This window comes from Streptomyces sp. MCA2, from assembly GCF_023544705.1.
GTDB classification, from domain to species: Bacteria; Actinomycetota; Actinomycetes; order Streptomycetales; family Streptomycetaceae; genus Streptomyces; species Streptomyces decoyicus.
Window position 1 is genome coordinate 114,031 of sequence record NZ_JAMJFM010000021.1, and the last position, 19,517, is coordinate 133,547.

Genomic DNA, 19,517 nt, shown 5'->3' on the forward strand with positions numbered 1-19,517 from the left:
CCCCTCCCCTCCCCCACCTCACAAAGGACCACCTGCACCATGACTGCCGCCGGCCACCGCCGCGAACACGATCTGCTCGGCGATCGCGAGATACCCGCCGACGCCTACTGGGGCGTGCACACCCTGCGCGCCGTGGAGAACTTCCCCATCACCGGTACGCCGATCTCCACCTACCCGCACCTGATCAATGCGCTCGCCGCCGTCAAGGAAGCCGCGGCCCGGGCCAACGAAGACCTGGGGCTGCTCGATCCGGAGCGGGCCGACGCCATCGCCGCCGCCTGCCGGGAGATCCGGGCCGGCGGGCCGTTGCACGACGAGTTCATCGTCGATGTCATCCAGGGCGGTGCCGGCACGTCGACGAACATGAACGCCAACGAGGTCGTCGCCAACCGGGCGCTGGAGATCCTGGGGCACGCCAAGGGCGACTACCACCACCTGCACCCCAACGAGCATGTCAACCTCAGCCAGTCGACGAACGACGTCTACCCGACGGCCGTCAACGTCGCCACGGTCATCGCCGTACGGGAACTCCTCGAGGCGATGACCGTGCTGCGCGAGGCCTTCGCCGCCAAGGCCGAGGAGTTCCGCGACGTCCTCAAGATGGGGCGCACCCAGCTCCAGGACGCGGTGCCGATGACCCTCGGCCAGGAGTTCTCGGCGTACGCGGTGATGCTGGAGGAGGACCAGAGCCGGCTGGCGGAGGCCGTCCTGCTCATCCATGAGATCAACCTCGGCGCCACCGCCATCGGCACCGGCCTCAACGCCCCCAAGGGCTACGCCGAAGCGGCGCGCAAGCACCTGGCCGCCCTGACCGGTCTGCCCCTGGTCACCGCCGCCAACCTCGTCGAGGCGACCCAGGACTGCGGGGCGTTCGTCCATCTGTCGGGTGTCCTCAAGCGCGTCGCCGTCAAGCTCTCCAAGAGCTGCAACGATCTGCGGCTGCTCTCCTCCGGCCCGCGGGCCGGCCTTGCGGAGATCAACCTGCCGCCGGTACAGGCCGGTTCGAGCATCATGCCCGGCAAGGTCAACCCGGTGATCCCCGAGGTCGTCAACCAGGTCGCCTTCGAGGTCATCGGCAACGACGTCACCATCACCATGGCCGCCGAGGCGGGCCAGCTCCAGCTCAACGCCTTCGAGCCGGTGATCCTGCACTCCCTCTCGGAGAGCATCACCCACCTCGGGGCCGCCTGCCGCACCCTCGCCGAGCGCTGTGTCGCGGGCATCACCGCCAACACCGAGACGCTGCGCGCAAGCGTGGAGAACTCCATCGGGCTGGTCACCGCCCTCAACCCGCACATCGGCTACACCGCGGCCACCGCGATCGCCAAGGAGGCCCTCGCCACCGGACGCGGCGTCGCCGAACTGGTCCTGGAACAGGGGCTGCTCCCGGCCGACCGGCTCGCCGCCCTGCTGCGCCCGGAGGAAATCGCCGGCACGGGCAAGGACGTGCTCGCCGTCTGAGCCCCGTTCCGCGGCGGACCCGGGACCGGGACGGTCCCCGACGGGCCGGGCCGACGCCCCCTCGGGGTGCCGGCCCGGCCCTTGGCCGTGGTCCCGGCCGTTATCGTGCGCGGCGCCGGGTCAGCCGATCGGTTCCGGCATCGGGACGACGTCGTACGCGAGCGCGATGACATTGCCGGTCGCCGGGTCGGCGAGTTCCACGCGCCAGCGGGCCGCGAACTGGTCGACGCCCTCGCGCATCGGGATCGTTCCCGAGATCAGGACCGTGCCGGGCCGCAGCTCGCCGCGCTCGCGCAGGACCTCGGCCCAGTAGCCGGGCGGGAGCAGCTCGCCCGCCGTACCGTCCTGCACGAGGAGCTCCTTGCCGCCGCCGACGGGGGTGACCCAGGCGCGCAGGGTCAGGGTGTCGAGGCGGTCGGCGACCTCGGCCAGGCGCCATGCCGTGCGGGCGAGCACATCGGGCCCGGCGTTCTTGCTCCAGGCCACGCCGTGCGCCTCCAGTGCGCGGTCGGTGTGGTCGCAGGCCGCGGTGAGCAGCAGATCTCCGGTGTCGTCCACGACGAGCGCCCACTCCGCCTCGCCCGAGGTGCGGGCGTGCTGCACCGGCACCCTGGTGGTCTGCTGACCCAGGTATGGCGCGACGGGGTAGAGGGCAGGGGTGGTGGACGGTGCGGGCACGCCGAGTTCGGCCAGTTCCGCGACATGGGCGGCCACATCGTCCTGGCTGCGGCCGGCGTAACCGGCGTTGAGCAGGCTCGACACCTCGACCTTGCGCTGCGTGCCGTCAGGGAGCTCGAAGGTCAGAGCGGCCATGGTTCCTCCAGGTCACAGTGGGTTGCGCGGGTAAATTCGCCCCCGGAAGGGTTGCGCATACGCCTTGTATACAGCAAGTATGCCCTCCAGTGCAGCAACCGATTCCGAGGTGGCCCGACCCATGGACAACGAAGAACACCGCAGCGCGCAGACCCGTGCGGCACCCCGCCCCGACCGCGGTGCGCTGGTGCGCGCCTTCGTCGCCAGCCTGACCGGCACCTCGCTGGAGTGGTACGACTTCGCGGTCTACTCGGCCGCATCGGCACTCGTCTTCGGACAGCTCTTCTTCCCGTCGGCGGACCCGCTGACCGGCACCCTGCTGGCGTTCTCCACCTACGCGGTCGGCTATGTCTCACGGCCGCTCGGCGGATTCGTCTTCGGGCGGCTCGGGGATGTCATCGGCCGCAAGAAGGTGCTGGTGGCGACGCTGATGCTGATCGGTACCGCGACCGTGCTGATCGGTCTGCTGCCCACCCAGGCCGCCATCGGCCCGGCCGCGCCGATCCTGCTGGTCCTGCTGCGCTTCGCCCAGGGCGTCGGGGTCGGCGGCGAGTGGGGCGGCGCCGTGCTGCTGACCAGTGAGTACGGGGACTCCCGCAGGCGCGGCTTCTGGGCCTCGGCGGCGCAGATCGGCCCGCCCGTCGGCAATCTGCTGGCCAACGGCGTGCTGGCGGCCCTCGGCGCGCTGCTGTCCGAGCAGCAGTTCCTGGCCTGGGGCTGGCGGATCGCCTTTCTGCTCTCCGGTGTCCTGGTGGTCTTCGGGCTGTGGATCCGGGTGCGGCTGGAGGAGACGCCGGTCTTCCGGGCCATGGAGGCGAGCGGCGACCGTCCCGCGGCGCCGGTCCGCGAGGTGTTCACGACCCAGCCGCGGGCCCTGGTGGCCGCGATCCTCAGCCGGGTGGCGCCGGACGTGCTCTATGCGATGTTCACCGTCTTCGTCCTCACCTATGCGACCGAGCAGCTGGGGATGCCCCGCGGGCAGGCGCTGGCGGCCGTGCTGATCGGCTCGGCGTTGCAGATCGTGCTGATCCCGCTGGCCGGGGCGCTGTCGGACCGCTGGAACCGGCGCCGGATGTACCTCGGCGGTGCGGTCGCGGCGGCGGCGTGGCCGTTCGTGTTCTTCCCCATGGCGGACACCGGTTCCTGGGGGCTGCTGGTGCTGGGCGTCGTGGTGGCGCTGGCGATCCACTCCCTGCTGTACGGGCCGCAGGCCGCCTTCGTCGCCGAGCAGTTCACCCCGAGGCTGCGCTACACCGGCTCCTCACTGGCGTACACCCTCGCCGGGGTGATCGGCGGGGCCGTGGCGCCGCTGCTGTTCACCGCGCTGCTGGGCTCGTTCGGCAGCTGGCTGCCGCTGGCGCTGTACCTGGCCGGGACCGCCGTGGTCACCATCGTGGGCGTGCTGCTGGGGCGGGATCCGGCGCACGATGAGGACGAGGAGTACACCCGCCTGGCGAAGGGCGCCGGGCAGCCGCCGGAGAGGATGGTGCGGGAAGCACCCGGCCGCTGAGACGGCCGCCCGGCACCGGGCCCCGAAGGCACCGATCGGCACGAGAGAAGAGAGATCCGCATGCGCATCGCGCTGTGCCAGATGACGGCATCGACCGATCCGAAGGAGAACCTCGCGTACGTCCAGGACCAGGTCCGTCGCGCGGCGCGCGAGGGGGCCCGGCTGACGGTCCTTCCCGAGGCGGCCATGGTCCGGTTCGGGGTACCGCTCGCGCCGGTGGCCGAGCCGCTGGACGGGCCGTGGGCCGAAGGGGTGCGAGCGGTTGCCCGGGAGACGGGGGTGACGGTGGTGGCCGGCATGTTCACCCCGGCGCCCGACGGGCGGGTCGCCAACACCCTGCTGGCCACCGGCCCCGAGGTCGAGGAGTCCTACGACAAGATCCATCTGTATGACGCCTTCGGATTCCGGGAGTCCGACACGGTCGCCCCGGGCAACCGGGTGGTCACCATCGATGTCGACGGCGTCCGGGTGGGCCTGGCGACGTGTTACGACCTGCGGTTCCCTGAGCTCTTCCGGGCGCATGCGGACGCCGGGGCGACGGTGTCGTTGCTGCCCGCTTCCTGGGCCGCGGGCCCGGGCAAGCGCGCGCAGTGGGATCTGCTGGTGCGGGCGCGCGCCCTGGACGCGACGGTCTGGCTCGCGGCCGTCGACCAGGCCGCCCCGGACCCGCAGGTCGATCCGGAGGCACCCGCCGAGGCACCGAACGGCGTCGGGCACACCGCCCTGATCGGCCCCGACGGGACCGTCCGCGCCCAGCTGGGCAGCGCGCCCGATCTGCTGGTCGGGGACGTGGACACCGAGGAGACCGCCCGGATCCGGCGGGCCGTGGCGGTGCTGGACAACCGCCAGTTGTAGCCCGCCCCGCGAGGTCAAGCGGCCAGGAGGATGCGCTGGGTCGCCTGGATGTGGCTGTCGATGGCCGCACAGGCGGCCTTGGCATCCCCGGCCACCAAGCCGTCGAGGATCCGGCGGTGTTCGGCGAGCACATCGTCCTGGCGGTTGCCCGAGCGGTAGAGGGCGAGCACGCCGGCCCGGATCTGACGGCTGCGCAGGGCGTCGTACTGGCGGCTCATCAGGGTGTTGCCGACGGCGGCGACGAGGGTGGCGTGGAAACGGTGGTCGGCGGCGATGAACTCCTTGGTGGAGTCCTCGCCCCGCAGGGTGTCCTGGTGAGCCAGGATGCCGGCCATCTCGTCGACGGGTGCGGTGCCCCGGTCGGTCGTACGCTCCGCGGCGAAGCGCTCGATCAGGCCGCGCATCTCCATCAGCTCCCGGATCTCGCGGCCGGACAGCGGGGCGATATGCGCCCCGCGCTTGGGGACCAGCCGCACCAGATCCTCGGCGGCGAGCAGCAACAGGGCCTCGCGGATCGGGGTGCGGGAGACACCGATCCGGTCCGCGATCTCCTGCTCGGACAGGAACCGGTCCTGCATCTCCGGGTCGGTCAGCACGCTCTCCTTGAGATACGCGTAGGCCTTCTCACGCCCCGACTGCATCGCCCGCTCTCCCCTGCGCTGGAAACTGCATACAACCCGTATGCGCAGGCTACATGGTGGGCGACCGCCGCGACGCGCGGTGCTCACCGTTCCTGACGGGCCGCCATGTGCCCCGGGGCGCGGCCGCTGTGCCGCACCGCCGGGGCCCCCGGGGCACAGCGTCAGTGGCCGATCGAACGGGCCGCGGTGTGGCACACGGAACCGCTCACGCGTCGGTACGGATCACCACCTCCAGGGTGCGCGGGCCGTGCACGCCCTCCACCCGCTCCAGCTCGATGTCGGAGGTGGCCGAGGGGCCGCTGATCAGTGTGATCGGGTGCTCCGGCACGAGCTCCGCCAGCGCCTCCGGCACGCCGGTCCGCACCGACGACAGGTCGACGACACACACATGCAGGTCCGGGACGAGCGTCAGCGCGCGCCGTCCCTGGTCCGCCGCGGCGCCGTCCAGGAAGATCGTGCCGGTCTCGGCGCAGCTGACGGCGGAGGCCGTCACCACTCCGTCCAGGGCGTCGAGCCGGGGCGCCGGAAGGTCCGGGGAGTCGGTACGGATCTCCCCGTCGTACCCGGCCAGCCAGGCCGGGTCGAGCCCCGGAGGGACCCCGGTCTTCCGTGCCCCGCGCGCCCTGAGCACCTCGGCGATCACCGTCGCGGTGGCGCCGGCCGTGCAGGTGCGCACCTGCGCCTTGTAGTCGACGAGCCGGTCGGAGAAGAGGGCGAGCCGCTCGCCGTCGGGGAGGGTCCGGCCGGTGCGGTAGCCGCGGGGGACGGTCACCTCGGGCCGGTCGGAGCGGGCCAGCGCGTCCTGGACGCGTCGGAGCACCGTCTCCCGTGCGGTCGTGGTCACTGCGCCTCCTGCGGATCGTCGTCGGTGTGCCGTGCGCCTTCCTCCGCCGCCGCCCGCATCGTGGCCGCGCCCTCGGCGGAGGCGAACCAGGAGCGGAAGGACTGCGGGGGCGGGGCCGGGGTGTCGCGGCTGTCGCTCCAGCCCTGGAACGGCGGTGGCAGGCGGGAGAACGTGCCGTCCCGCCCCGCCAGTACGCGCCCGAGCCCCGCCGTCCTCTGTGCGGCCGTGAAGAGCTTCGGCCGCTTCATGACCGCGGCCGCGGCCTTCATGGCCAGCCCCTCCGCGGTCGTGCCGGACTCCTCGGTGTGCTGGTGCCGCAGCTCGACCAGCAGCGACGGAATGTCGATCTTCACCGGGCAGGCGTCGAAGCAGGCTCCGCACAGACTGGAGGCGTACGGGAGCGAGCTGTTGGGGTCGTCCTTGGCGGCGTGCATACCGGCGAGCTGCGGGGTGAGCACCGCCCCGATCGGGCCGGGGTAGGTCGATCCGTAGGCGTGGCCGCCGGTCCGCTCGTACACCGGGCAGACATTGAGGCAGGCCGAGCAGCGGATGCAGTTGAGCGCCTCGCGCCCGATCGAGTCCGCGAGCGCCGCCGTCCGCCCGTTGTCGAGCAGCACGAGGTGGAACTCCTGCGGACCGTCGCCCGGCGTGACGCCCGTCCACAGCGAGGTGTACGGGTTCATCCGCTCACCGGTCGAGGAGCGCGGGAGCAGCTGGAGGAAGACCTCCAGGTCCTGGAAGCGCGGCAGCACCTTCTCGATGCCCATGACGGTGATCAGCGTCTCGGGCAGGGTCAGGCACATCCTGCCGTTGCCCTCGGACTCGACCACGGACAGGGTGCCGGTCTCGGCGATCCCGAAGTTGGCGCCGGAGACGGCCACCTTGGCCGTCATGAACTTCTCGCGCAGATACGCACGCGCCACGGCGGCCAGTTCGGCGGGGGCGGCGCCCAGCGCGGGGTCGACGCCGGGGATCCGGCGGAGGAAGATCTCCCGGATCTCGTCGCGGTTGCGGTGGATCGCGGGGACCAGGATGTGCGAAGGACGGTCGTCGGCGAGCTGCACGATCAGCTCGGCCAGGTCGGTTTCCAGGGCGGCGATCCCCTGGCTCTCCAGGTGCTCGTTGAGGCCGATCTCCTGGGTGGCCATCGACTTGACCTTGAGGACCTCGTCGCTGCCGGTCCGCCTGACCAGCCGGGTGACGATCTCGTTGGCCTCGACGCCGTCGCGCGCCCAGTGGACGGTGCCGCCGTGTTCGGTGACCTTCCGCTCCAACTGCTCCAGCAGCTCGGGCAGCCGGTTCATGGTGTCGGTCTTGATCGCCGAGCCGGCGTCGCGCAGGTGCTCCCAGTCGGGCAGTTCACCGGTGACGTCCAGGCGCTTGGCGCGGATGGAGTGGGTGGCCCTGCCCAGGTTGCGGCGCAGCTGCTCGTTGCCCAGCTCGTCGTGGGCGGCTGCGGGGAAGGTGCGCTCGCCGCGCAGATGGCCCGTCCCGTAGGGGGAGCGCGGGGGGACGGCGGGCATACCGAGGAAGGTGCCGCCGGTCGAGGGGCCGGTCGGGATGCTCATCGGGCGGCCTCCGTCAGGGCGTACGGCGCGGTGCGGGTGGACGCGAGGATCTGCGCCAAGTGCAGGGTCCGCGTACCGGACTTGATGCGGGAGAGACCGCCGCCGATGTGCATCAGACAGGACGAGTCGCCCGCGGTGCACACCTCGGCTCCGGTGGCGGCGATGTGGTCCATCTTGTCCCGCAGCATCGCGGAGGACGTGCCGGCGTTCTTGACCGCGAAGGTGCCGCCGAAGCCGCAGCAGGCGTCGGCCTCGGGAAGTTCCACCAGGTCGATGCCCTCGACGGCGCGCAGCAGCCGCAGCGGCTTCTCCCCGACGCGCAGCATCCGCAGGGAGTGGCAGGTGGGGTGGTAGGTCACCCGGTGCGGGAAGTACGCGCCGACGTCGGTCGCGTCGAGAACGTCGACGAGGAACTCGGACAGCTCGTACGTCTTCGTCTTCACGGTGGCGACCCCGGCGCGCAGCGCGGCGTCCCCGTACCGGTCGGCGACGATCTGGTGCTGATGGCGGACCGAGCCCGCACACGAACCGGACGGCATCACCACCGCCTCGATCGACGGGTCGCCGAACTGCTCGGCGAAGTTCCGCACCAGCGGCACCGGCTCCCGCTGATAGCCGGTGTTGACGTGCATCTGGCCACAGCAGGTCTGCTGCGGCGGGAACACCACGTCATGCCCCAGACGGGCCAGCAGGACCGCGGTGGATTTCACCGCCTCCGGGAAGAGCGTGTCTCCCAGACAGGTGGCGAAGAGCGCGATGCGCATGGAACCTCCCTCGCTTATGGTCCGACCATACTCGCTTCGGACCAAGGAAGAAAAGTAAGGGCGCAGTTTGGTCCGACCTTATTGACATGCGACATCTTCAATGGGCTACTGAGGGCCGATTCTCAGCCACCGGGCGCGCCGCTCCCGCCGGGAACGGGACGTTCCGACAGGCGGCCGGCGCGCAGAACTCGATGACTCGATGAGGAGCACTCCGTGGCCACCACACCACCCGCCGCCCTGGCGGCCTACACCCCCGACGTGGCCGCCGTGGGGGACAGCCTCACCGCCACCGCGCTACTGGGCCTGGTCCCCCTGGCGACCTTCTTCGTGCTGCTGATGGCGGCCCGGCGCCCCGCGCTGCACTCCGCCCTCGGCGCCCTGCTGGCCGCGCTGCTGGTCGCGGTCCTCGGCTACGGGATGCCCCTCCAGCTCGGTGTTCTGTCCGCCACCCAGGGGCTGGCCTTCGGCCTCTTCCCGGTGATGCTGATCGTCGTGTCGGCCATCTGGTTCTACGAACTCACCGTGGCCAGCGACCGCTTCGAGGATCTGCGCCGCTCCTTCAACTCCGTCGGCCGCGGCGATCTGCGCATCCAGGCCATGCTCATCGCGTTCTGCTTCGGCGGACTCCTCGAGGCCCTCGCCGGATTCGGCGCCCCCGTCGCGATCACCGCCGCCATGCTGATGGCGCTCGGGCTGCCGCGGCTCACCTCGGCCGTGACCGTCCTGGTCGCCAACACCGCACCCGTCGCCTTCGGCGCCATGGCCATCCCCATCACCACCGCGGGCACCCTCACCGGCATACCGGCCGAGGACCTCGCCGGCGTCATCGGCCGTCAGAGCCCGCTGCTCGCCCTCTTCGTCCCGCAGCTCCTGCTCTTCCTCGTCGACGGGCGGCGCGGGCTGCGGCAGCTGTGGCCCATCGCCCTGGTCACCGGATCCGTGTTCGCCCTCGCCCAGTTCTGGTGCTCGGCGCACTTCGCGTACGAGCTCACCGATGTCGTCGCCGCGCTCGCCGGTTTCGGCGCCGCCGTGATCATGCTGCGCTTCTGGTCCCCCACGACACCGGACGACCAGCGCTCCCGGGTCGAGGCCGAACCGCTCACCGGCCGCCGCGTCTCCCTCGCCGTCCTGCCGTACATCCTGGTGATCGCGGTCTTCGCGCTCGCCAAGCTCCACCTCGGCGCACTCGACGTGCCCAAGCTGCTCGGCGCCCTCACCGTCCAGCTCAACTGGCCCGGCCTGTACGGCAATCTGCTGGCCGCCGACGGCTCCCCCGCGGGCAGCGCGGTCTACAAGCTGGAGGTCCTGGGCAACCCCGGCACCCTGCTCCTCCTCTCCGGCCTCCTCGTGATGCTGATCTACAGCCGTGCGAAGGACTCCGACCGCTTCCCGATGAGCGCGCGCATCGGACTGTCCTGCGCCGGGCGCACCCTGCGGAACATGCGGACCGCCATCGCCACGGTCGCCACCGTGCTGGCCCTGAGCTACGTCATGAACCAGTCGGGCCAGACCCTCGCCATCGGCACCTGGCTCGCCGCCACCGGCGGCTTCTTCGCCGTGCTCTCCCCGGTCCTCGGCTGGCTCGGCACCGCCGTCACCGGCTCGGACACCTCGTCGAACGCCCTGTTCGCCACGCTCCAGCAGACCGCGGGCAAGGCCGCGGGCATCGACCCGACCCTGCTGGTGGCCGCCAACACCACCGGCGGTGTCGTCGGCAAGCTCATCAGCCCGCAGAACCTGACCATCGCGGCGACCGCCGTGGAACAGCCGGGCACCGAGCGGATCCTGCTGCGCAAGGTCGCCGGATACAGCGTCGCGATGCTGGCGGTCCTGTGCGTCCTGGTCGCGCTCCAGTCACTTCCGGTGCTGTCCTGGATGCTGCCGTAGCGGAACGGGCGAGGAGGGGGCGGAGCGGGCCCGCCCCCTCATACCGGCCCTGTCGCGGCTACGCCTACGGATCCGGGACTCGGCCGCCCCACCGACTCAGCCTTCGCGGCCTTCAAGGCCTTCCTGGCCCGCCTCGTCCGCCTCGTCCGCCGCGCCTACCTGCTCCACCTGGGGCTTCTCATCCACCAACGTGCCATGGAATCCACGGATATGCGCCTCGACCAGGTCGGCGGCCTTCGCGCCCTTGCCCGCACGCACCAGACGCAGCAGTTCGGTGTGCTCGGCGTTCAGCGCACCCGCCGTGGCCGGCCAGTCCTCCGCCGTCTCCAGCGCCCGCAGGATCAGCGGACGCACCGACTCCCGTACGGCCGAAGTGAGTGTGGAGGTGAGCTGATTGCCCGAGCCACGGGCGATGGCGACATGGAACCGGGTGTCCAGGTCGTTGAAATCGGCGACCCCCACCTCGGGCTCCTGCATACGCACCAGGAGCGCTTCGGCCTCGTCGAGGTCCTCCGCCGGAGCGTGCTCCGCGGCCGCCTCGAAACTGGAACGCTCCAGCACCACCCGGGCCTCCAGCACGTCGTGCAGGCTGTAGCTCCCCAGGGCGAAGTGCAGGCGCAACAGCCGGCCCAGCGCGTCGTCCGGGTTCCGTACGATCCGCGCCCCCGCGTCCGGCCCGCGGCCCGCCTGCGCGACCAGCACCCCGATCGTCTCCAGCACCCGCAGCGCCTCGCGCAGCGCGGACCGGCTGACGCCGAGTACCGGTGCCAGCTCGCGCTCGGGCGGCAATCGGTCCCCCGCCTTGAGCTCTCCCGCGAGCACCCGTTCCTCGATGCGCTCCAGCACGAGCTCATGTGTGCGCGACTGCCGCACAGGTCGCCATTCGGCAGACATCCACCACTCCCCGGCTCGGCCCCGTGCTCCCTTGCCAAAACTATGTCACACAGGGCGTGTGGTCGGACCATATGGCCGGGGCTCGGGGCTTTTATTCCGCCCGGTCGGGCCACGCCACCCTCAGCGGCCCCTGGGGAAGAGGAACAAGTCAGGCACGTTCCCCCTCCAGGTGGTCGGTGACCCAGTGGTGGAACGCGCCGATGTGGTGCTCGCTGGGTACCAGGACCCCGCCGGCGCGGTAGGCGCGGGAGCTCATGGCCGGCTGGGTGCGTTCGCAGGCGTCGAAGTCCTGGGTGTTGACGCGGTGGAAGAGCTCGACGGACTTGGAGACATCGGCGCCGGAGTCGACGACCTCGGGCAGGTACAGCCAGTCGCATTCGACGACGGTGCGGTCCGGGGCCATCGGGAACATCCGGTGGACGATGACATGGTCCGGGACGAGGTTGACGAACACCTGCGGCCGGACAGTGATCGCGTAGTAGCGGCGGTCCTGGGTGTCCTCGATGCCGGGGAGCCGGCCGAAGCCCTCGGTGCCGTCCACCGTGAATCCGGTGGCCTCCTCGGCGAAGGCCGCGCCATGGCCGACGTAGTACTGGGCGGCGAATCCGTCGGCGAACTCCGGGAGCACCTCGGTGAGTTCGGGGTGGATGGTGCCGCAGTGGTAGCACTCCATGAAGTTCTCGATGATGAGCTTCCAGTTGGCGCGCACGTCATAGGTGAAGCGCTTGCCGAGGGCGAGTCCTTCGGTGCGGTAGCGGTCGAGGGAGGCGGCGTCCCCCAGCCGCTCGACGGCCGCGCCGATCACCGAGTCCTCGAAGGAGGGCGGCTCGTCGGCCAGGCACACCCAGGCGTAGCCGAGCCATTCGCGGAGGGGGACGGTGACCAGTCCGCGTTCGGTGCGGTCGATGTCCGGCATCTTCTGGAGGTTGGGGGCGGCCACCAGGCGGCCGTCGAGGTCGTAGGTCCAGGCGTGATAGGGGCACTGGAGGTTGCGGCGGACCTCGCCGGACTCCTCGGTGCACAGCTGCGCGCCGCGGTGCCGGCAGATGTTGAGGAAGGCGCGCAGCTCGCCGGCGCGGTTGCGGGTGATCAGTACGCTCTCCCGGCCGACCCGGACCGTACGGAACGCGCCGGGCTTCTCCAGGTCGGCGCTGCGTACCGCGCAGAACCACAGCCGCTCGAAGATCTTCTCCTGCTCCTGGCGGAAGATGTCGGGGTCGGTGTAGTGGTGACCGGCGAGGGTGGCGATCAGGCTCGGGGAGGTACCGGCCGTGGGGGTGGCGGCCGCGGGGGTGGCGGCCGGGGCCGGTGCGGACTCGGTGTGGGTGGTCGTCATGGCGGTCTCCTCAAGCGGCCGCGGCGGCGGGCCGGCGCGGGTCGAAAAGCTCGATGGGGTGCGCGGTGGCCCCGGTCAGCGCGAGATCGGCGACGATCTCCCCGACCACGGGGACGAACTTGAAGCCGTGTCCGGAGAATCCGCAGGCGACGGTCACGGTCTCCGGGTGTGCGGGGTGCCGGGTGATCACGAAGTGCTCGTCGGGGGTGTTGGAGTACATGCAGGTGGCGGCCTTGAGGAAGCGGCCGGGCAGCGCGGGGATGCGCGGGCTCATCTGGTCGGCCATGGCACGCACCTCGTCGTCGTGCACGGTGCGTTCGATGGTCTCCGGTGTGCAGACGGTGCCCTTGCGGAAGAAGGCGACCTTCGCGCCGCCGTCGGGGCCGTCGATCGACGGGAAGCCGTAGACCTGGACGCCCTGCGCGTCCTCCCAGATGTAGATCGGGTGCCGCTCGGGGATGAAGGGCGCGGTGCCGCCGTCGGGGGCGAACCAGTACATGACCTGCCGTTCGATGGTGAACGGCACACCCAGGTCGGTCAGCAGCTGGGGCGCCCAGGCTCCCGGGCAGATCACCAACTGCCCCGCGGTGTAGGTGTTTTCGGGGGTGTGGACGCGGACCCCGGCGCCGCCGGGCAGCTCCTCCCAGCGGGTGACCGGCTCCTCGAAGTGCAGCTCGGCGCCGTCCTGGGTGGCGAGCTGCACATGCGCGGCGACGGTGTACTCCGGCCGGACCAGGCCCGCCCGTGCCTCGTACAGCGCGACCTCGTCCTCGGCGGGGGTGAGGGTCGGGAAGCGGCGGCGGATCTCCTTGGGGCCGAGCATCTCGTGCGGGAGGTCCCACCGGCGGGCGGATTCCAGACTGCCGCTGACGGTACGGCTGTCGGGGCGGCCGATCATCACCCCGCCGCAGAGGGTGGCGATCTCCCGGCCGGTGTCCCGCTCCAGCTTCTCGTACAGCTCGTAGGAGCGCAGCAGCAGCGGTACGTAGGCGGGGTCCTCGAAGTAGGACTGCCGGGTGATACGGGAACCGCCGTGGCTGGAGCCGCGGTTGTGCACCGGGCCGAACTTCTCCAGGCCCAGGACCCGGGCGCCGCGGGCGGCGAGATGGTGGGCGGCGGCACTGCCCATGCCGCCTAGGCCGAGGACGATGACGTCGTAGGTGGGAGCCATGCGGTTGCTCCTTCTGCGTACGGAGGGCGGGGAGCGGATCACGGAGTCACGGGGCCCTGGGGTCACGGACCGGCCTACCTGCGGATGCGCTCCATCTGCGGATCGAAGAGGGGCTCTTGGGCGACGGTCGCGGGGATCTTCTCACCGAAGTACTCGATGTGCACGGCGGTACCGGGGGCCGCCGCGGCGGCCGGCAGCCAGGCGTAGGCGATGCCCCGGCCGAGGGTGTAGCCGTAGGCGGCGGAGGTGACGTAGCCGGCCGGGACGCCGTCGACATACACCGGTTCCTTGCCGAGCACGACGGCATCGGGGTCGTCGAGGGTGAGGCAGCTGAGCTTGCGCGCCGCGGTCTCCTCGCTTCGGCCCTCCAGTGCTGCGCGGCCGAGGAAATCGCCCTTGGCGGGGCGGACGGCGAAGCCGACGCCGGCCTCGTACGGGTTGTGCTCGGTGGTCATGTCATGGCCCCAGGCGCGATAGCCCTTCTCCAGGCGGAGGCTGTTGAAGGCGCTGCGCCCGGCGGCGATCACCCCGTGCTCCCGGCCCGCCTCCCAGAGCGTGTCCCACAGCCGCAGCCCCATATCGGCGGTGGTGTACAGCTCCCAGCCGAGTTCGCCGACGTAACTGAGGCGCATCGCGGTGACCGGTACATGGCCGAGGTAGGTGTGCCTGGCCTTGAAGTAGCCGAAGGCCTGGTGGGAGAAGTCGTCACGGGTGAGCGGCTGGACCAGGTCGCGGGCGAGCGGGCCCCAGACGCCGATGCAGCAGGTGCCGGAGGTGATGTCGCGGACCTGGACCCCCTCGTCCGGGGCGTGCCGCAGCAGCCAGTCGAGGTCGGATCCGCTGTTGGCGCCGACCTGGAAGCGGTCCGGGGCGAGCCGGGCGACGGTGAGGTCGGAGCGGATGCCGCCGGTCTCGTCCAGGAGCAGGGTGTAGGTGACCGCGCCCGGCTTCTTGGCGAGGTTGTTGCTGGTCATGCGCTGGAGGAAGGCGAGGGCGCCGGGGCCGGTGACCTCCAGCCTGCGCAGCGGGGTCATGTCGTACAGGGCGACCTTTTCGCGGGTGGCTCTGGCCTCGGCGGCGGCGATCGGCGACCAGTAGCGCGCCGACCAGGCGTCACGCTCGGGGAGCCGGAGCCCCTCCGCGAGCGGGGCGTTGGCCTCGTACCAGTGCGGGCGCTCCCAGCCACCGCCCTCCAGGAAGTACGCGCCGAGCTCCTGCTGCCGCGGGTGGAAGGGGCTGGTGCGCAGCGGCCGCGGCTGCTCCATGGGCTGTAGCGGGTGGATGACGTCATAGACCTCGATGAAGCTCTGGGCGCCGCGGTCGGCGATATAGGCGGGCGAGCGCTGGGCGTCCTCGAAGCGGTAGAGGTCGCATTCGTGGATGTCGATCGCGGGCCGGCCGTCCGTCATCCATTCGGCGACGGCCTTGGCGACGCCCGCGGAGTGGGTGACCCAGACCGCTTCGGCCAGCCAGAATCCCCGCAGCTCACGGCACTCGCCGAGGACCGGCATCCCGTCGGGGGTGAAGGAGAAGACACCGTTGAAGCCCTCGGACACCCGCGAGGCGCCCAGCGCGGGCAGCAGTCCGACACTGTCCTGCCAGCTCGGTGCGAAGTCGTCCTCGGTGAAGGGCAGCGAGGACGGCATGACGGGAGCCTCGTCGAAGGCGGGCAGGGTGAAGGGGTCGACGGGCATCGGACGGTGGGCGTAGGAGCCGATGCCGATCCGGTCGGTGTGTTCGCGGAAGTAGAGGTCGCGGTCCTGGAAGCGCAGGATCGGCTTGCTCGCCTCATCCCCCAAGCTCTCGGCTCCTCCCCCACGCTCGGCTTCGCTCGCGCGGGGGGACCCCCATGCGCCGGAGGTGCCCCCATGCGGATCGTTGACGCCGTCGAGCTCGGGCAGCGGCTCGGTGGTGGCGTACTGGTGGGCCAGCGGCAGCAGCGGTACGTCCACCCCGGCCATCGCGCCGATCACCGGGCCCCAGAAGCCGGCGGCCGAGACGACGTGGTCGGCGGGGAAGGTTCCGCGGTCGGTGACGACGCCGGTGACGCGGCCGTCCTCCCGCTCGATTCCGGTGACGGTGTGCCGCTCCAGGAAGCGGGCACCGCGGCTCTCGGCCCGTGCGATCTGGGCACGGCAGGCGAGCACCGCGCGGGCCAGACCGTCGTCGGCGGTGTGGAAGCCGCCGTAGAGCTTGGTCTCGTCCAGCATCGGCCACAGCTGCTTGCACTGCTGCGCGGAGAGCAGTTCACCCCGTACGCCCCAGGAGGCCGCGAGGCCGGCCTTGCGGTGCAGATCGGCCCAGCGGGCCTCGGTGGTGGCGACCTCCAGGCCGCCGACCGGGTTGAAGCAGGGCAGCCCGTCCACTTCCAGGGAGCCGAACTTCCGGACGGTGTAGGCGGCGAACTCCGTCATGGTCTTGGACGGGCCGGTCTGGAAGACCAGGCCGGGTGCGTGCGAGGTGGAGCCGCCGGGGGCCGGCAGCGGGCCCTGTTCGAGGACGGTGACCTCGGTCCAGCCGCGGGCGGTCAGCTCGTCGGCGAGCGAACAGCCGACGATGCCGGCACCGATGACAACCACACGGGAACTGTTTGCGGGCGTGCGGGACATGACCCTCCTCCTGCTGGAACGGGTGGCCGACTGCGGGTGACTGTGGGTGACGCCGTTACAGGACCACGACGGAGCGCAGTACCCGGCCGTCGCGCATCTTGTCGAACGCGGACTCCACCTCGTCCAGGCCGATCGTCTCGGTGACAAATCCGTCGAGGTCGAGCCGTCCGCTGAGGTAGCGGTCGATGAGTACGGGGAAGTCGCGGCTGGGCAGGCAGTCGCCGTACCAGGAGGACTTCAGGGCGCCGCCGCGCGAGAAGAGGTCGATGAGCGGCAGCTCGATGCGCATGTCCGGTTCGGGGACGCCGACCTGGACCAAGGTCCCGGCGAGGTCGCGCATGTAGAAGCCCTGCCGGTAGGTCTCGGGGCGGCCGACCGCGTCGATCACCACATCCGCGCCATGGCCTCCGGTGAGTCCCCGGACCGCCTCGATGGGGTCCGTACCACGGGAGTTGACGGTGTGCGTGGCACCGAAGCGGGTGGCGCCGTCCAGCTTCCGGTCGTCGATGTCGACCGCGATGACCCGGCGCGCTCCGGCGATCGAGGCACCGGCGATCGCCGCGTTGCCGACCCCGCCGCAGCCGATGACGGCGACGGTGTCACCGCTGCCCACCGCCCCGGTGTGCACGGCCGCGCCGTACCCCGCCATCACTCCGCAACCGATCAGACCGGCGGCTTCGGGGCGGGCGTTGGGGTCGACCTTGACCGCCTGTCCGGCGGCGACCAGGGTCTTCTCGGCGAACGCCCCGATGCCGAGCGCGGCGGCGAGCGGAGTGCCGTCCCGCAGGGTCATCGGCTGGGTGGCGTTGCCGGAGTCGAAGCAGTACCAGGGCCGTCCGCGGCGACAGGAGCGGCAGTTGCCGCAGGGCGCCCGCCAGGCGAGGACGACGTAGTCACCAGGGGCAAGGCCGGTGACGCCGGGGCCGACGGACTCGATGACACCGGCGGCCTCATGGCCGAGCAGGAAGGGGAATGCGTCGTTGATCGCACCGTCCCGGTAGTGCAGATCGGTATGGCAGACACCGCAGGCCTGCACGGCGACGAGCACTTCTCCCGGGCCGGGATCCGGCACCAGAATCGTCTGAAGCTCGACCGGCGCGCCTTGTTTCGCCGCGACGACGGCATGGACTTCGTGTGGCATGCCCTACCCCTCAGTGTTGCGCACTGCACGACTGGTTGCGCGATGAGAGACATAGTGGGAACGCCGGATCGGCACCGTCAAGGGGTACGGACCGACTCTTGGTAAAGGACTCGTTACGCCCCTGGACACAGCCCCGGAGCCACATCTCCCCGCTCCAGCGGCGCCGCCATCTTCCCGCCTGCCACCAGGTCAACAGGCGTATCCCGGCCGCCGCGACAGCCCTCGGCCGCGGCAACCGCACCCCTGGCGAACCCGGGCAGCCACCTCTCGTCCAGCCGACAGGCGGACCCCGGCACACCGGGCGCCCCGATCACCGATCCGTCGCGCGGGACGCGACGGTCCGGCAATTCCGGGGATCCCTTGACGCATCCGCTCCCCATCGGGATTCTGTTGCGCATAGCGCTTCATCGTGCGCACCGCGAAACTCGATGATACCGATCAGTAACAGGGGGGTCCCGTGATTCCTGTCTGCCCTCTCGCCGACCTGCCGACAGGCGAGTCCGTACGCATCGACACCGCACCGCCGATCGCCGTCTTCCACACCGACGGGCAGCTGTACGCCATCGACGACACCTGCACCCACCAGGACGCCTCGCTGTCGGACGGCTGGCTGGAAGGCTGCCTGGTCGAATGCCCCCTGCACGCCGCCTCGTTCGACCTCCGCACCGGAGCGCCGACCTGCCTGCCCGCCCGGCGGGCCGTGCGCACCCACCCCGTGACCGTCGACAACGGCATGATCTACGTCCACCATGCCGCCGAGGAGGGCACCGCCGCATGAAGTCGGTCGCTGTCATCGGGGCCTCGCTGGCCGGCCTGTACGCCGCGCGGGCGCTGCGCTCCCAAGGGTTCGACGGACGCCTGGTGATCGTCGGGGACGAGTGCCACGGCCCCTACGACAGGCCCCCGCTGTCCAAGGACTTCCTCACCGGCGCCACCGCCGACCAGGGTCAACTGGCCCTGGCCGACGCCGAGGAGATCGCCGAGCTGGACGCCGAATGGCTGCTGGGCACCCGGGCAACCGGGCTCGACACCGGCGGACGCACGGTGCTCCTCGACGGTGGCCGGTCGCTGACCACCGACGGCGTGGTCATCGCCACCGGCGCCGCCCCACGCCTCCTCCCCGGCCCGGCACCCACCGGAGCCCACACCCTGCGCACCCTCGACGACGCCCAGGCGCTGCGCGCGGAGCTGTCCTCGGGCCCGGTCAGGGTGGTGGTGATCGGCGGCGGCTTCATCGGTGCCGAGGTCGCCTCGTCCTGCGCCGCCCTCGGCCACGACGTCACCGTGGTCGAGGCCGCCCCGCTCCCCCTCGTCCCCCAACTCGGCGACACGATGGCCGGGATCTGCTCCGCGCTCCATGCGGACCACGGCGTCACCCTGCTCACCGGAACCGGCGTCGCCCGACTGCACAGCGGCGGCCCCGGCAACCGCGTCACCGGGGTCGAACTGGCCGACGGCCGGCTGCTCCCCGCCGAGGTGGTCGTCATCGGCATCGGCGTACGCCCCAACACCGCATGGCTGGCGGACTCCGGACTGCCGCTCGACGACGGGGTGCTGTGCGACGCGGGCTGCGCCACCCCGCTGCCCGCCGTCGTGGCCGTCGGCGACGTCGCCAGGGCGAACGGCACCCGCGCCGAACACTGGACCAGCGCCACCGAACAGGCCGCCGTCGCCGCGCAGAACCTGCTGGCCGGCAGCACCGTCGCGACCCACCGGAGCCTGCCTTACTTCTGGTCCGACCAGTACGGCGTACGCCTCCAGTTCGCCGGCCGGCGACTGCCCACGGACACCCCGCGCATCGTCGAAGGCTCCCCCGACGACCGCAGCTTCCTCGCCTGCTACGAACGCGACCGCCGCGTGACCGCGGTGCTGGCCCTCAACCGTCCGCGCCCATTCATGCGCCTCCGCCGTGAACTCGGCCGCGGTCAGGCGGCCAGCGCCTGATCTTCGCCCCACGTTTTTGGCTTTCCCGCCGTGGTTGTTGCTCGCCACTTACCGCCCGCTGCGCGGTGCGCTCGCCGTT

General features: G+C 71.4%; 16 protein-coding genes. 6 read left to right on the forward strand and 10 right to left on the reverse strand.

The window, feature by feature from the left end:
• Nucleotides 1-39: 39 nt before the first annotated feature.
• Nucleotides 40-1,461 carry an aspartate ammonia-lyase gene (gene aspA, locus M8I34_RS19470; protein ID WP_250050698.1) on the forward strand — a complete coding sequence of 474 codons (1,422 nt, stop codon included), beginning with the start codon at nucleotides 40-42 and terminating at the stop codon, nucleotides 1,459-1,461.
• A gap of 120 nt (nucleotides 1,462-1,581) precedes the next feature.
• Here aspA and M8I34_RS19475 read toward each other — a convergent pair whose 3' ends face one another.
• A complete protein-coding gene (locus tag M8I34_RS19475) occupies nucleotides 1,582-2,274 on the reverse strand; it encodes a DUF2848 domain-containing protein (protein WP_250050699.1) in 693 nt (230 codons plus the stop codon).
• 121 nt (nucleotides 2,275-2,395) lie between these two features.
• Between M8I34_RS19475 and M8I34_RS19480 the strand changes: the two genes are divergently transcribed.
• Nucleotides 2,396-3,784 (forward strand): MFS transporter, encoded by a 1,389-nt coding sequence (locus M8I34_RS19480; protein WP_284050523.1) that lies wholly within the window; start codon nucleotides 2,396-2,398, stop codon nucleotides 3,782-3,784.
• A 60-nt stretch (nucleotides 3,785-3,844) separates the two neighbouring features.
• Nucleotides 3,845-4,639, forward strand: a complete 795-nt coding sequence (locus M8I34_RS19485) for a carbon-nitrogen hydrolase family protein (RefSeq protein ID WP_250050700.1) — start codon at nucleotides 3,845-3,847, stop codon at nucleotides 4,637-4,639.
• Between the two features lie 14 nt (nucleotides 4,640-4,653).
• On the opposite strand, the gene M8I34_RS19490 is transcribed toward M8I34_RS19485, so the two are convergent.
• The 4 genes from M8I34_RS19490 to M8I34_RS19505 form a co-directional block, all read right to left on the reverse strand.
• The gene (locus M8I34_RS19490) at nucleotides 4,654-5,280 is read right to left on the reverse strand and encodes a GntR family transcriptional regulator (RefSeq protein WP_244416455.1); all 627 of its coding nucleotides are present in this window, start codon (nucleotides 5,278-5,280) and stop codon (nucleotides 4,654-4,656) included.
• 205 nt (nucleotides 5,281-5,485) lie between these two features.
• Entirely contained in the window at nucleotides 5,486-6,124 is a 639-nt protein-coding gene (locus M8I34_RS19495; RefSeq protein WP_250050701.1) for a lactate utilization protein C, read from the reverse strand.
• Complete coding sequence (locus M8I34_RS19500) at nucleotides 6,121-7,692, reverse strand: lactate utilization protein B (RefSeq protein ID WP_250050702.1); 1,572 nt, start codon at nucleotides 7,690-7,692, stop codon at nucleotides 6,121-6,123. Before M8I34_RS19500 ends, M8I34_RS19495 begins: the two co-directional genes overlap by 4 nt.
• Nucleotides 7,689-8,456: a (Fe-S)-binding protein gene (locus tag M8I34_RS19505; RefSeq protein WP_250050703.1), complete on the reverse strand. Its 768-nt coding sequence runs from the start codon at nucleotides 8,454-8,456 to the stop codon at nucleotides 7,689-7,691. Before M8I34_RS19505 ends, M8I34_RS19500 begins: the two co-directional genes overlap by 4 nt.
• Nucleotides 8,457-8,669: 213 nt before the next feature.
• Here M8I34_RS19505 and M8I34_RS19510 point away from each other — a divergent pair, with 213 nt between their 5' ends.
• Entirely contained in the window at nucleotides 8,670-10,343 is a 1,674-nt protein-coding gene (locus M8I34_RS19510) for an L-lactate permease (protein ID WP_250050704.1), read from the forward strand.
• 96 nt (nucleotides 10,344-10,439) lie between these two features.
• On the opposite strand, the gene M8I34_RS19515 is transcribed toward M8I34_RS19510, so the two are convergent.
• The 5 genes from M8I34_RS19515 to M8I34_RS19535 all read right to left on the reverse strand — a co-directional run bounded on the left by M8I34_RS19515 (nucleotide 10,440) and on the right by M8I34_RS19535 (nucleotide 17,494).
• Nucleotides 10,440-11,237: a FadR/GntR family transcriptional regulator gene (locus tag M8I34_RS19515; protein ID WP_250050705.1), complete on the reverse strand. Its 798-nt coding sequence runs from the start codon at nucleotides 11,235-11,237 to the stop codon at nucleotides 10,440-10,442.
• Nucleotides 11,238-11,385: 148 nt separating this feature from the next.
• On the reverse strand, nucleotides 11,386-12,573 hold the full coding sequence (locus M8I34_RS19520; protein WP_250050706.1) for an aromatic ring-hydroxylating dioxygenase subunit alpha: 1,188 nt from the start codon (nucleotides 12,571-12,573) through the stop codon (nucleotides 11,386-11,388).
• Between the two features lie 10 nt (nucleotides 12,574-12,583).
• Entirely contained in the window at nucleotides 12,584-13,744 is a 1,161-nt protein-coding gene (solA, locus tag M8I34_RS19525; RefSeq protein WP_250050707.1) for an N-methyl-L-tryptophan oxidase, read from the reverse strand.
• A 74-nt stretch (nucleotides 13,745-13,818) separates the two neighbouring features.
• Nucleotides 13,819-16,353, reverse strand: coding sequence for an FAD-dependent oxidoreductase (locus M8I34_RS19530; protein WP_250050708.1), 2,535 nt, complete (start codon nucleotides 16,351-16,353; stop codon nucleotides 13,819-13,821).
• A 55-nt stretch (nucleotides 16,354-16,408) separates the two neighbouring features.
• Nucleotides 16,409-17,494: an S-(hydroxymethyl)mycothiol dehydrogenase gene (locus tag M8I34_RS19535; protein WP_250050709.1), complete on the reverse strand. Its 1,086-nt coding sequence runs from the start codon at nucleotides 17,492-17,494 to the stop codon at nucleotides 16,409-16,411.
• 457 nt (nucleotides 17,495-17,951) lie between these two features.
• Between M8I34_RS19535 and M8I34_RS19540 the strand changes: the two genes are divergently transcribed.
• Both M8I34_RS19540 and M8I34_RS19545 read left to right on the forward strand, forming a co-directional pair.
• Nucleotides 17,952-18,272, forward strand: coding sequence for a bifunctional 3-phenylpropionate/cinnamic acid dioxygenase ferredoxin subunit (locus M8I34_RS19540; RefSeq protein ID WP_244416445.1), 321 nt, complete (start codon nucleotides 17,952-17,954; stop codon nucleotides 18,270-18,272).
• Nucleotides 18,269-19,438: an NAD(P)/FAD-dependent oxidoreductase gene (locus M8I34_RS19545; RefSeq protein WP_250050710.1), complete on the forward strand. Its 1,170-nt coding sequence runs from the start codon at nucleotides 18,269-18,271 to the stop codon at nucleotides 19,436-19,438. Before M8I34_RS19540 ends, M8I34_RS19545 begins: the two co-directional genes overlap by 4 nt.
• The last annotated feature ends 79 nt before the right edge of the window (nucleotides 19,439-19,517 follow it).